Raw genomic sequence first — 12,791 nt, 5'->3', positions numbered from 1 at the left:
CACGGGCACGGTGGCGATGGAAGCGCGGCAGGTCGACAGCCTGCCCGATGGCAAGGGCTGGCAATACGAACCGAAGTGGGACGGATTCCGCTGCCTGGCGCGGCGGCATGGCGACAAGGTCGAGCTGCTCGGCCGCTCGGGCAAGAGCCTGTCGCGCTACTTTCCCGAGATGGTCGCGGCGCTGGGGCGCCTGAAGCACAAACGCTTCGTGCTCGACGGCGAACTGGTCGTGCCCGTGGGATCGAGCCTGTCCTTCGAGGCGCTGCAGATGCGGCTCCATCCGGCGGCCAGCCGCATCAAGCGCCTCGCCGAAGAGACCCCGTCGCTGCTGATCGCCTTCGATCTGCTGGAGGACGAGACGGGGCGCGACCTGCACGCCGAACCGCTGGCCGGGCGGCGCACGGTGCTGGAGCGCTTCTTTTCGGCGCTCGGCAAGGTCGAGGAACTGCGGCTGTCGCCCGAGACGACACGCCTTGCCGATGCCCGCAAATGGCTGAGCCGGGCCGGTAGCGGGACGCTGGACGGCGTCGTCGCCAAGCGTCTCGACGAACCCTACAAGGCGGGCGAGCGCGCGATGCTCAAGATCAAGAACCTGCGCAGCGCCGACTGCGTGGTCGGCGGCTTCCGTTATGCGACGGCGCGCAAGGGAGGCCGGAAGGAAATCGGCTCGCTGCTGCTCGGCCTCTACAACGAGACGGGCCTGCTCGATCATGTCGGCTTCACCTCGGCGCTGGGCGGGCTCGACCGCGAGGCCCTGACGGCGAAGCTCGAAAAGTTGAAGGGCAGCGGTTTCACCGGCGATGCGCCGGGCGGCCCCAGCCGCTGGTCGACGGCGCGCACGGCGCAATGGGTGCCGGTGAAGCCGAAGCTGGTGGTCGAGGTCCAGTACGACCACGTCACCGGCCACCGCTTCCGCCATGGCACCGGCTTCCTGCGCTGGCGCCCCGACAAGGCGCCGAGTGACTGCTCGTTCGACCAACTCGTGCAGGAAGCCCGGCCGTCGCGGGTGATGCGTCTTCTCGAGTCGAAGTAGGAATGCGCCGTCGCGCGCCGATCAGACCTTCTTCTTGCGCTTCGCCGCCGCCTTGCGCTTCGGGCCGGTCTTCCTCTTGGCAGTGATCTTCTTCCTGGCAGCCGTCTTCTTCTTCGCCGGCACCTTCTTGCCCTTGGCGCGCGCTTCCGAGAGCCCGATGGCGATGGCCTGTTTGCGGCTCTTCACTGTGCCGCCCTTGCCGCCGGGTCCGCTCTTGAGCGTGCCCTTCTTGCGGCGCTCCATCGCGCTCTCGACCTCTTTGCTGGCGCTGCGGGAATATCTTGCCATGGTTCCTCCGTCTCGATGGGTTCAGTGCCAAACGGTTATGATCGCGTTTTGGCTGCCTGTTCCCGCAAGCGCGAAGGCAAAGGAAAGCCCGCGACCCCCTTGCACATTTTTCGGATGGACGAAGGGTGCGGGCTTTCCGCAGGAGACGCCAGGGACGAAGCGTTCGACCGTCGCCAACGAAACGTGTGGCTCTCCTGCCCTTCATCAATGCGCGCGGGGACCGATCGGTTGCCGCCGACGGCAACGCGAGGCACGCGGGTGCATTCCTCCGGTGCCGGCGATTATGAGAGAGGCCGGTCCCACCCACGGAGGAACGAATGACACGGCACGAGGACGACCATCGTTTCCGCAACGACCCGCGCGACGATCGCGGGGACCCTCGCCACGCTCAGCCCGGCAGCCGCCCTTATGGTCGTGGGGGCGGTCCTTCCTATGGCCGCGGCGACTACGAGCATGACGACATGTCGCCGGGTGGCGTGGCCGGCGGGGCGCGCGGCTACGGCTACGTCTACGGTCCCGGCCATGGCGGCCACGGCTACGCCGGCCGGGGCAGCGCGGGGCGATCCGGCAGCGAACATGCCGGCATGGGCGGAGGCTACGGTATCGGCGCTTCGGGCCAGGAAGATCACCGCGGCAAGGGGCCGAAGGGCTACAGGCGCTCCGATGACCGGATCCGCGAAGATGTCTGCGACTGCCTCACCGACGATCCGATGCTCGATGCCGGCGAGATCGACGTGCAGGTCAAGGACGGCGCGGTCACCTTGTCCGGCACCGTGTCCGATCGCCTGGCCAAGCGCCACGCCGAGGACATGATCGAGCGCGTGACCGGCGTGCGGGACGTCCAGAACAACATCAGGGTGAAGGAACGCGACGCGGCCGGGCGCTGAACGGGCAAGGGGTCGCTCCGGCAGGCTGGGGTTCCGTTCCCGCTCGTGCCTTTCCCTCAAACCGCGTCAGGGACGCCCGATCTCCGACATGGCGCGCTGCAGAGGTTCGCCGGAGATCCGCAGCCAGCTGTGATGCATCGGATCGCCGAGCTGAAGGATGAGGAAGATCGCGCCGGTCACTGCGAGGGAGGAGAGGAAGAGACTGGCGACCACCGTCAGGTTCGGCGGGGCAAACACGCCGAAGCTGAGGTACACCAGGAACAGCCAGAAGATCAGGACGAAGAGGAACGGGGTCGGCACCGTCGTGCCGGGATTCTCCCATAACAACCAACGCTCGGCATAGATCTGGTTGGTGAGGCTGAGTGCCTGGCCGGCCAGCGCCGTGTGTCGTCGATCGGGAAGGTCGAGTGACATGATGGAGTCGGCCAACCTGTCGAGAAGGTCGGCGCTGACCCGCGCATCGACCCGCGGCGGTGGGTTGGCGGGGAACAATTCCTCGCTCTTGTGTTCCGCATAGGCGCGCAGGCTGTCGCGGGCTCCGCTTGCCTCCGGCCCGTAGGCGCGCAGCAGATGGTCGAGCTGGACGATGTCGGCGCCGAGCTTGGTCACGATGCCGGCGTTGACCGAATAGGCTCCGTTGGCCGCCGACAGCATGAGGGCCAGCACCAGCGAGGTCAGCGACGCCACGATCGCCGCCGCCAGCTTGACCACCGCGCCCGATTCTTTGGTCAGGTGGTGCTCGGGCAGGGCGCGCGCGACAGAGAGCCCGATCAGTCCGCCACCGAACATGGCGATCAACGCGAACACGCAGACGATCAGGTAGGAGCGATCCAGCATCCCACCTGATAGCAGGTCCGCAAGCCCGGCGCCTGTTCCGCTTTGTGTTTCGCGGTCTCGCTTGGCGGGCTCGGTTTATTGCCTCGCCGAACGCGCGGGCCATAGTATCGCCCGCCCGATTGCAGAGGACGAAGAATGGCCACCCTGCTGAACGAAACCGACCTGATCGACCGCATCCTGGCGCATATCGACGGCAAGACGACGGACAAGGGCAGCGTGGTCTGGTGCGAGCCGGTAGAGAACTATCACTCGCCCGAGCGCTTCGCGGCCGAGATCGAGGTGCTGCGGCGCGTGCCGATGGCCTTCTGTCCGTCGGCGGCCTTGCCCGAGCCCGGCTCCTACATCGCGCGCACGACGGTCGGCACGCCGCTCCTGGTGGTGCGCGGCACCGACGGCGTGGTCCGCGGCTTCCGCAACGCCTGTCGTCATCGCGGCATGAAGCTGGAGGAGGGCGAGGGCTGCAAGCGCGCCTTCGCCTGTCCCTATCACGCCTGGACCTATGGTCTCGACGGCTCGCTGCGGCACGTTCCGGGCGAGGACGGCTTCCCCGGTCTCGACAAGGCGACGCACGGGCTGGTGCCCGTGGCTTCGGTGCAGGAGAGGAACGGCATCGTCTTCGTGACGCAGGACGAACCGCTGTCGGACGGACCGCTCGGCGACCTGCCGGACGTGCTGACCGACGACTACGTGCTGTTCAACAAGATCGAGTTCGACGACAAGGCGAACTGGAAGGTGCTGGGCGAGACCTCGATGGAGGGCTACCACATCAAGGCGCTGCACAATCAGTCGTTCTTCCCCTACGGCTACGACAATCTGAACGTCGTCGAACTGCACGGCCGCAATTCGCGCATCGTCTTTCCGTTCCGCCGCATCGAGAAGCTGCGCAATGTGCCGCGGGAGGAGTGGAGCACGCAGGGACGCATCACCGACGTGCATCAGCTCTTCCCCAACACCCATGTCAGCGTGCTGTCGAGCCACGCCATCCTGATCATCCTCGAGCCGGTGTCACCGTCGGAGACGCATTGGGTCGTCTACCAGCTTGCGCCCCGTATCAAGAACGGCAAGCCGCTCGACATCGAGCAGGCGCGCAAGGACGCCAACTTCGTTCAGGAAAGCGGCATCCTCGAAGACCGCCACGCCGCCCGCGAGATCCAGGCCGGGCTGGCGTCGGGCGCCAACACCCATTTCACCTTCGGTCACTACGAACAGGCGATCGGCCACTTCCACCGGCACCTTGCGGAACATGTGGAGATGCTGAAGGCAGGACGGCGCTAGCGCGCGCATGCTGGCGGCCGTCGATGGAATCGCGTAGGGCCTGCGCGCACATCCACCCCTTCACTCGAGGTTCGCATGATCCACACGCTCGTCGTCTCCCAGTTCAGCAAGATGCTGGGCAATCTGCTGGTCATCCTGAACGAGGCCGAGAAATATGCCGGCGAAAAGAAGTTCGATGTCGCCGTCCTGCTGCAGGCGCGCCTGGCGCCCGATCAGTTCAACCTGATCAAGCAGATCCAGACGGCCTGTGACACCGCCAAGCTCGGCGCCGCGCGTCTGGCCGGCACCGAGAAGGATGCCCCCGTCAACGCCGATACCGAAACCACGCTGGGCGAGATCAAAGCGCGCATCGAAGGCACCGTTGCCTATCTGCAGGGCTTCACGGCGCAATCTTTCGCCGGGGCGGCCGAGCGGCGCATCACCCAGCCGCGCTGGAACGGCAAGTCGCTCTCGGGCGAGGAATTCCTCGTCCAGCACGTCATTCCGAATTTCTACTTTCACGTCACGACGACCTACGCGATCCTGCGCCACAACGGCGTTCCGGTCGGCAAGCGAAACTATTTGGGCGACATGCCCTATCGCGAACCGGCCTGACGAACCGGGGACAATGAACGGAGCAACCGTTCCGAACGCGATGACGTAGGCGGCAATGGCGGCACCGGTTTTTCAAGGGAAGAGACATGACAAAGCGGGTTGAAGGAAAGATTGCCGTCGTCGTCGGCGCGGGGCAGACACCGGGCGAGACGATCGGCAACGGCACGGCCATTGCCGGTCTGCTCGCGCGTGAGGGCGCGTCGGTCCTGTGCGTCGACCGGAGCGGCGAGCGCGCAGAGAAGACGGCCAAGGATATCTCTTCCACCGGGGCCGCCGTTTCGTCGATGGAGGCCGACATCACGGTGGCCGACGATTGCGCGCGCATCGTCAAGCTCGCCATGACGCGCTACGGCCGCATCGACATCCTGATCAACAATGTCGGCATCGGCGGCGGCGGAGACGCGCAGGCCCACCGCATCGAGGAGCGCGTGCTCGACCGCATCCTCGACGTGAATCTGAAGGGCATGTGGCACACGATCAAGGCGGCGATCCCGGTGATGCGGGCGCAGAAGTCCGGCTCGATCGTCAACATCTCCTCGCTGGCCGCCACCAGCGGTGCGACTCAGATGGCCTACGAGATTTCGAAGGCGGCGGTGAACCGGCTCACGACGCATGTGGCCCAGTCCAATGCACGCCACGGCATCCGCGCCAACGCCATCATGATGGGCTTCATGGACACGCCGATGGCCATCACCGGCATCGCCCAGGCAACCGGCCGCCCGACCGAGGAAGTCCGCGCCGAGCGCAACGCCATGGTGCCGCTGCGCGGCAAGATGGGCACCGGCCACGACACCGCCTACGCCGCGCTGTTCCTCGCCTCCGACGAGGCGCAGTTCATCACCGGCGAGATCCTGCGCGTCGACGGCGGCATGGGGCTGGGGCTGGCCTAGCGCGCGCCCGCGGAACGCGCCCCGCGACAGCGCGGCGACGGAAGTTCAGCGACTGCCCCCGTTCGGGACTGCGGTTTCACGGCGGCAGTGCGGTGCGTCGCGGGGCCGTTCGCGCCCCTTACCGCTGGTCGTTGCGGGAGGTCGCGCCATCGGCTGTCGCGCGCCGACCAAGACGCACAGGGAGAATCGGTCCCGCCGCACGCGTCCCTGGGATCCGGACACTGGAGACGTCGGGCTTCGCAAGCTTCCGGACCCGCCACCACGGGTCAAGGCGCTTCCGATCTTCCTCGTACTGGCACTTTGAAATCTGGATGAAGAACGCCAAGCGATGACCGGTGGGCCACCGGTTTCCCCGCTCCGGCAAGAGAAGGTGGTCCCGACCGGGTTCTCCAGGGGCGTGGTCCCGGGCGTTACCGCGCCTCGGAAATTCGGATGAAGAGTCTGAGAAACGCCATTCGAGGTACACGGTGATGTGCTTTCCGCTTGCTCTTCGAAACTCTACTCACGTCACGGCTCGAGGCGGCACCTCGCAGCACCTGTCGACGTGATCCTATTCATTCGCAATCGCTCCTGCGCGTTGAGAAAGCACCAGCTTGGAGACGATATTGCAGATGGACCGCGCACGAAGGGCATGCGCGCTGCTTGTGAGTTGAAGAGTCGATGAGCAGTCGCGCTGCCGCTTTGGTGTCGCGAAGCGCCAAAGAAACCAAAATGGTTGTGTTCCGGGTCCGGCTTTGCAGCCCCCTCGTTTAGAGTACGGGCCGTCAGCTGCATCCTCCCACGATGCCCTGACAGCGCCGGAGCCTCGTTCATCCCACTGAACGCATGGGGCTCGACCGGTGGCGATGGTCGGAACCCCACCTTGCCGACCATCGCCTTTGGCGTGGGAGTCCGTCGCGAGCCGAGAGCCGAGAGCTATACTGCCGACAGGCTTGGATTGTTGACGAGTTTGGAGACGAGGCCTCGCAGTGCTCGCAGGTCGATCGGCTTTCTGAAGAATCCCACCACACCGAGACGGTCGAGATCTGCGGGAGTCGGGAAATCGATTCGGCCCGAGATGAGGATCACGGCTGCATGCGGCGACAGCCGGGCGACGCGGGTCGCGATGGTCATTCCGTCGATATCCGGCAGATGGTAGTCGACGATGACGACCTTGGGATCGAGCCGTGCGAGATTGTGGAGGGAGTCCGATCCGCCCGCGAGCCTGCTCACGGTGAACCCTTTTCGTGCAAGGTGCGTCTCGATCTCGTGCGCCTGAAGGACATCGTCTTCGATCAGGAGGATGTCTCTGCCGCCCGGTTTTCCCGCAGGATCCAGGGTCGGTCTGGATCTCATCCGGGCAAACTGCGCTCTTCCAGAGACATGGGCGTGCCCGCGTCGATGCACGAGTTCGCGTAGGAGCGTATGAACGTCTGAACGGCCTCTCTTCCCTTTTCCGTGAGATGAGCAGCCACGCGGCGCTTGTCCGCCTGGTCTGGAATCCGCGAGATCATGCCGTTGCGCTCCAGTTCCTGGATGCGCCGCAGGGCCGATGTCAAAGGGACTCCAGCCGAGCCCCCCAGCGCGGTGAGAGAGATGCGCTCGCCCTGCCGTTCGCTGACGTAGAGATCCAGCAGGATTTCCCAGCTCGCCTCGACCGTGATCCCCGGCGGTAGATTTTCGCTAGACACGCGCCGCAGCCTTCTCAGGTGATTCAGCACGACGCCCGACATGGCTCCGACGTCGATGGGCTTCGACTGGGCGCGGCCCTCGGCCGTTCCGTCGGATGGCGTCGTGTGGCGCGAGGGCTTCGCCACCCACGAGGACGGCGCCTGCCGCTCCAGCTGAACCTCCCTGACGATCTGTATCAATCGTCGAAGGTCAATCGGCTTCGTCAGCAGATCGCGGGCGCGGAGCCGGATTGCCTCGACCGCGTGATCGAGTTCGGCGCTTCCGCTGATGAATACGATCTCCGGCGGCCTTGGCACGCCTATCAGTCTCAGGCGGTGAGCCAGCTCCAGGCCGTCCAGTTCAGGCATTCTGATGTCGGTAATCATAACGAAGGGTATCGTGCCCCTCAGCAGGGTCTCGAGGGCCTCCCAGCCGGTGCGGGCACCGACACAGACGAGGCCGGCCCTCTTGAGGCCGGCGGTCAGACCGTCGAGACCCGCCGGGTCGTCATCGACGACGAGAACGTCGAGCCTGTCGCCCGGTTGGGGGGTCACGAGTTCCATTCTTCCGCCGCCCGCACGATATCGGTCCGCCCGAGGCTGCGTGCTTCCGGCGAGCCGAGGCACGCTTCGATGGCGTCCCGCAGCTGCCGGAGATCGATGGGTTTGCGCTGAAACTGGGTCACGCCCAGCGATCTCGCCCGGTGTTCGTCTTCGGGCGTGCCATGGCCGGTGAGAACGACTGCGGGAATGGTCCTGTCCGGCCGCCACGCATTTTCGGCCGTCCAGCGAAGAATGTCATACCCATTCACTCCGGGCATACGCAGATCCGTCACGATTACGGAAATGTAACGATTTGAGCGTAACGCTTCGAGTGCCCTGTCGCCACTGGTACAAGCAAGGATTGTGTAGAATCGCTCTAGATATAACGAAAGAATCTCCAATGTAGGACGATCGTCCTCAACCAGCAGAATTTGCGTGTCAGAGTGCCGAGAGCCGCGCCCGCGCCCGATCATGAAGATTCCCCGTCTCGCCGAGCCCCATGCAATATCCGGGCTAGCTCGAGTGCATCTTATAGCCAAACTGGAGCCAATAACTTTCGTGGAGAATATTAAATTATGAGACAGAGCCTATGCGAGCCTTCCCACCACTAGGTGGTGGCGGTGCCGGGCTTAAAGTGCTTTAACCGCGGAGTCCATAAGCAGGTGCTCATCGCCGGTTCGATGTTTGGTGCGCTCTCTGCTCCGGCCGTTACCCGGCTGAAACGCTTGCCTCCATTGTCATTGCGAACGGCCGGCGCCGAGACTTTGCGACCCTCTTCATGAGACCCTCCCCGTCACCTTGGCCTTGCAGTTGGGTTACCCGCAGAGGGTCATTGACCATATGAAATCTGAGGTTAAGCCTCTGTCGCCGCACAGGGTGGCTGCGGGAACCATGCTCGCCGTGCTCGCCATATGGTTGCTGACGGGCGTGTTCCTGTGGCAACAGTACAAACTTAGCGTGGATAATGCAGAAAGATCTACCCGGGATCTTTCCGACGTCATGGCCGAACTGGCCGAGCAAAGTCTTACGGTCAATCAACTCGTCATCCAGTCCATGCTCGACTGGATCGCCGAAGAGGAGGTCAAGACCGAAGAGGACTACCAAAGAGTCGCCTCGAGCCGCAGCTTCTATGATCGGCTGATCGGGCGCATCGCGAAGTTGCCGACCATCGATGTCGCAACGTTCATCGCGACAGATGGTACGTTGCTCAACTACTCAAGACGTTTTCCTCCACCGCCGATCAAGCTCGCCGATCGCGACTACTTCATCGAACAGATGCGCGAGAGCGGTCCTCCCTACTCGCTGGGCAAAGCGGTTGAAAACAGGGGAACCGGGCAGTGGACGTTCTATCTGGCGAAGGAAGTCCGTCTGACGACGGGCACCAAGGTGGGTGTCGCGATCACCGGCGCCGGGGCATCTTACTTTGGCGCTCAGCTTCGCCGTATGCTTCATCGGCACCAGGGTGACGACTCCGCACACGGCGGTGCCGCTTTTCTCGTACGAGATGACGGCGTGCTGCTCGCCGCCACATCCGACGACGCGCCCCTGGGCACGCGCGCATTTCCACGGCGGGAGACAAAAGGCCATGGCCAGCGGACGCAGGCCGCGGCTGCCGCGCTGGGCCTGCCGTCCGACAGTTTGATTGCATCGTCGCCCCTCACGACCTTTCCCGCCTACGTCGTTGCGGTCACCAACCCCGCGCCCTTGCTGCTCGAGTGGAGGCGGACGGCATGGGCCATGGTTTCCGCGGGGGCCGTGCTTTCCCTGTTGTCGATCGGAATTGGATGGCGGAGCTACCATCTCCTCCAGGTCCGTGATCGTGTCCTGCGGCAGGAGGGCGAGCGGCGGATTCTCTCTTCGATTTTCGGATCGCCGCTGGCGCTCGCGGCGCTGGTGAAGGATGACGGCCAAATCATCTACCGCAACAGCGCGTTTTCGGAGATGTTGAGTCCGATCATCCGTGACGGCCGGTTGGTGTCCGGACCGGAGGTCGAAGGCAGCGGCGCCCTGGCGGCTTTTCTGGAGGGCGGCAAGCCTCGTGCCGATTTCACCTTGCGCGTCCAGGGCCAGGACTGCTCGCCGGCCTACCTCCGGATTTCCGGCGCGCGGGTAGCCCTGGAACAGGGCGACCTGGGGACGGCGCTCCTGGGATACGACGACACGCAGAGAATGAAATCCGAGGCGCACATCATCCAGTCTTCCAAGCTGATCACTCTGGGTGAAATGGCCACGGGCATGGCGCACGAGCTCAACCAGCCGCTCAACGTGATCAAGATGGCGGCGCAGGCGGCGCTTTTCGAGATCGAAGACGACGAGGAACTCGATGCCGGCGTGAACCGGACCGTTGCCGCCTCCATTGAGTCTGCCATGTTCGTCAAGGCGCGCTTGCAGCGCGTCGTGGAGCAGGTGGATCGTGCGGCGACGATAATCGACCATATGCGCATTTTCGGGCGGGTGCCGGCAGGCCGCCCGCCCGTTATCGATGCCGCCGCCACCTGCCGGTCCGCGTTGCAGTTGATCGGCCATCAGTTGCGTGATTCCGAGGTCGAGGTCGTGCTCCGCTTGGGAGATGCGCCCCTGCTCGTGAAATGCCACCCGGTGCTGCTCGAACAGGTCCTGGTCAACCTCCTGCTCAACGCGCGCGATGCAACGGCCAGCGTTTCCGCGGCGGCGCGCGAAATCTGCATCGAAGTCCAAAGCGTCGATCGCGAAGTCATCATCATCGTGAGCGACAATGGACCCGGCATTCCCGCGGCGCTGCGCGACAGGGTGTTCGAGCCATTCTTCACGACCAAGTCGGCAGAGCAGGGAACGGGTCTGGGGCTCTCGATATCCTATGGCATCGTGCGCGACAGCGGCGGCAGGCTGGAGCTTCTCGACAGTGCGCACGGATGTGTCTTCCGAGTCGTCCTCCCGGCCGCGGCCGGGGCGGAAGCTGTGGCCCCGTGAACTTGACCTATCTGCCGGCGCAATCGGTCCTTTTCGTGTCCACCGGCGGGATTTGCCGCGCTCCCATGGCGGTTGGAGTGTTCCTCCGTCTGCTCAAGGATACCCGGTTCAGCCGGTACGTTAAGGTCGACTCTGCCGCAATCAGCGACATCCATGTAGGCGATGCGCCTCATCCGTTGGCGGTCGATGCCGCCTCGAGCCGTGGCTATGACATCGGCAACATTCGCGTCCGCAAGGTCGAATCGCGCGACTTCGAGGGCACGACGCTGCTCGCGATGGACACGCTCGTGCTTGCTTTCCTCAGGAACATGGCGCCGCACGGGCTTGGTGACCGTCCGCGATTGCTGGCGCGCTACACGGCGCTGGGCGGGGACAACATCGTGGATCCCTTCGGCGGCGCGCCGGTGGACTACCACGTGGCGCTGAATCTCATCGAAGCCTCATGCAAGGCGTTGATGTCGGCGCTTCTCTTGAATCGACGCCCCTGATCGCGCGATCACGCAACTCGTTGCGGTCGCACCTGCTGCGTGAGCGCCGCCTGCCGGGCGCGCAGTTCGTCGCTGGGGCGGATGTCCCGGGAGCGGCCGTAGACGGTGACGGCGATCAGCAGCACCACGACCATGAAGCCGAACAGGGTGCGGTAGGCGTCCTCGGAGCGGGCGCCGTCGGGCAGGGGATCGAACGCACCGACGATGACGCCCGACAGGGTCTGCATGCAGGCCACGCCCAGCATCACGCTGGTGTTCATGGTGGCGATGCCGCGGCCGATCAGCCGGTCGGGGAAGATGCCGCGGCCATGCGTCATCACCATGGTGCTGGAGGCGCTCAGGAAGCCGATGCCGACGATCGCGGCCATAGCGACCCAGAGCGGCGCCTTCGCCCAGAGAGCGAGGGTCGCCAGGATGGCGGCGATCAGCAGGGTGCCGGCGATGGCGATGCGCTTGCGCGTGTCGAACACCCGGTCGAGCGGGCTGATGGTCAGCATGCCGATCTGGTAGGCGACTACCGCGACCAGCAACACGTTGCCGGACTCGACGCGCGAGAGCCCGTGGACCTCGCGCAGGAACGGACCGCCCCACAGGCCCTGCACGGTGAAGGTGCAGGCATAGTTGCAGAAATTGAGCGCGATGATGAACTTGAGCTGCGGGTTCTTCAGCACCTCGCCAAGACCCTGCATCATCTCGGCCGCCGTCTCCGGCGTGCGGGCGAGGAAAGGATGGCCGGGTGGCGCGTCGCGCACGATCACCCAGACGCCGAGCGCCGCCAGCGCGGTGAAGGCGACCATCAGGCCGAACACGCCGCGCCAGCCGATCATCTCCGTGCCCCAGGCGAGCGGCGTGGTCGCGAGCAGGTTGCCCAGCAAGCCCACCGACAGAACGATTCCCGCCAGCGTCGCGAAGCGGTCGGGCGGGAACCAGCGCGAGATCACCACCATGCTGCCGATCAGCATGACGCCGAAGCCCGCGCCCATCAGCGCCCGGCCGGCGAGCAGCTGCGGCCAGTCCGCCGCCAGGGTGAACAGCGCCGCGCCGATCACCGCGACCCCCAGCATGCCGGTCACGGTGCGGCGCGGCCCGTAGCGGTCGAACAGGAAGCCGCAGGGGATCTGCATGGCCGAGAAGCCGAAGAAGAACGCGCCGGTCAGGGCCCCCAGCGCTTCCGGTCCGATGCCGAGGTCGCGCATCAGGTCGAGCCCGATCGTGACGTTGGCCGCGCGGAAGAAGTGGCTGGCGACATAGGCGGTCGCCAGGGTCGCCACGATGATGACGGCCTGCCGCCGGATGGCCCTGCTCATGCCGGGCGACGTCACGAAGCGTTTCCTCTTTCCATTCCCGCTTTCTCATCC

General features: G+C 65.0%; 13 protein-coding genes. 7 read left to right on the top strand and 6 right to left on the bottom strand.

The window, feature by feature from the left end; all coding sequences use genetic code 11:
• Window positions 1-16: 16 nt before the first annotated feature.
• Window positions 17-1,033 carry an ATP-dependent DNA ligase gene (locus tag ACO07I_RS09210; RefSeq protein WP_422018205.1) on the top strand — a complete coding sequence of 339 codons (1,017 nt, stop codon included), beginning with the start codon at window positions 17-19 and terminating at the stop codon, window positions 1,031-1,033.
• Window positions 1,034-1,054: 21 nt separating this feature from the next.
• Here the strand turns inward: ACO07I_RS09210 and ACO07I_RS09205 are convergent, their stop codons facing one another.
• A complete protein-coding gene (locus tag ACO07I_RS09205) occupies window positions 1,055-1,321 on the bottom strand; it encodes a DUF6496 domain-containing protein (protein WP_422016522.1) in 267 nt (88 codons plus the stop codon).
• 317 nt (window positions 1,322-1,638) lie between these two features.
• On the opposite strand from ACO07I_RS09205, the gene ACO07I_RS09200 reads away from it, so the two are divergent.
• Window positions 1,639-2,208 (top strand): BON domain-containing protein, encoded by a 570-nt coding sequence (locus ACO07I_RS09200; protein ID WP_422016520.1) that lies wholly within the window; start codon window positions 1,639-1,641, stop codon window positions 2,206-2,208.
• Between the two features lie 66 nt (window positions 2,209-2,274).
• Here ACO07I_RS09200 and ACO07I_RS09195 read toward each other — a convergent pair whose 3' ends face one another.
• On the bottom strand, window positions 2,275-3,045 hold the full coding sequence (locus tag ACO07I_RS09195) for a hypothetical protein (RefSeq protein ID WP_422016518.1): 771 nt from the start codon (window positions 3,043-3,045) through the stop codon (window positions 2,275-2,277).
• A 135-nt stretch (window positions 3,046-3,180) separates the two neighbouring features.
• Here ACO07I_RS09195 and ACO07I_RS09190 point away from each other — a divergent pair, with 135 nt between their 5' ends.
• The 3 genes from ACO07I_RS09190 (at window position 3,181) to ACO07I_RS09180 (ending at window position 5,804) form a co-directional block, all read left to right on the top strand.
• Window positions 3,181-4,320 carry an aromatic ring-hydroxylating oxygenase subunit alpha gene (locus tag ACO07I_RS09190; RefSeq protein ID WP_422016516.1) on the top strand — a complete coding sequence of 380 codons (1,140 nt, stop codon included), beginning with the start codon at window positions 3,181-3,183 and terminating at the stop codon, window positions 4,318-4,320.
• Window positions 4,321-4,395: 75 nt separating this feature from the next.
• A complete protein-coding gene (locus ACO07I_RS09185) occupies window positions 4,396-4,914 on the top strand; it encodes a DUF1993 domain-containing protein (protein WP_422016514.1) in 519 nt (172 codons plus the stop codon).
• Between the two features lie 86 nt (window positions 4,915-5,000).
• Complete coding sequence (locus ACO07I_RS09180; protein ID WP_422016512.1) at window positions 5,001-5,804, top strand: SDR family NAD(P)-dependent oxidoreductase; 804 nt, start codon at window positions 5,001-5,003, stop codon at window positions 5,802-5,804.
• 915 nt (window positions 5,805-6,719) lie between these two features.
• Here the strand turns inward: ACO07I_RS09180 and ACO07I_RS09175 are convergent.
• The 3 genes from ACO07I_RS09175 to ACO07I_RS09165 are packed head-to-tail and all read right to left on the bottom strand — an operon-like array spanning window position 6,720 to window position 8,469.
• Window positions 6,720-7,139 carry a response regulator gene (locus tag ACO07I_RS09175; RefSeq protein ID WP_422016510.1) on the bottom strand — a complete coding sequence of 140 codons (420 nt, stop codon included), beginning with the start codon at window positions 7,137-7,139 and terminating at the stop codon, window positions 6,720-6,722.
• Complete coding sequence (locus tag ACO07I_RS09170) at window positions 7,136-8,017, bottom strand: response regulator (RefSeq protein WP_422016508.1); 882 nt, start codon at window positions 8,015-8,017, stop codon at window positions 7,136-7,138. The genes ACO07I_RS09175 and ACO07I_RS09170 overlap by 4 nt, the downstream gene beginning before the upstream one ends.
• On the bottom strand, window positions 8,005-8,469 hold the full coding sequence (locus tag ACO07I_RS09165; RefSeq protein WP_422016506.1) for a response regulator: 465 nt from the start codon (window positions 8,467-8,469) through the stop codon (window positions 8,005-8,007). Before ACO07I_RS09165 ends, ACO07I_RS09170 begins: the two co-directional genes overlap by 13 nt.
• Window positions 8,470-8,887: 418 nt before the next feature.
• Between ACO07I_RS09165 and ACO07I_RS09160 the strand changes: the two genes are divergently transcribed.
• Window positions 8,888-10,945 carry an ATP-binding protein gene (locus ACO07I_RS09160; RefSeq protein ID WP_422016504.1) on the top strand — a complete coding sequence of 686 codons (2,058 nt, stop codon included), beginning with the start codon at window positions 8,888-8,890 and terminating at the stop codon, window positions 10,943-10,945.
• A complete protein-coding gene (locus ACO07I_RS09155) occupies window positions 10,942-11,433 on the top strand; it encodes a hypothetical protein (RefSeq protein WP_422016502.1) in 492 nt (163 codons plus the stop codon). The genes ACO07I_RS09160 and ACO07I_RS09155 overlap by 4 nt, the downstream gene beginning before the upstream one ends.
• An 8-nt stretch (window positions 11,434-11,441) precedes the next feature.
• Here the strand turns inward: ACO07I_RS09155 and ACO07I_RS09150 are convergent, their stop codons facing one another.
• Window positions 11,442-12,755, bottom strand: a complete 1,314-nt coding sequence (locus ACO07I_RS09150) for an MFS transporter (protein WP_422016500.1) — start codon at window positions 12,753-12,755, stop codon at window positions 11,442-11,444.
• Between the last annotated feature and the right edge of the window lie 36 nt (window positions 12,756-12,791).

Origin of the sequence: Reyranella sp., assembly GCF_965227665.1 — a bacterium.
Classification (GTDB): domain Bacteria; phylum Pseudomonadota; class Alphaproteobacteria; order Reyranellales; family Reyranellaceae; genus Reyranella.
This window is presented reverse-complemented; position numbering and strand designations above follow the sequence as displayed.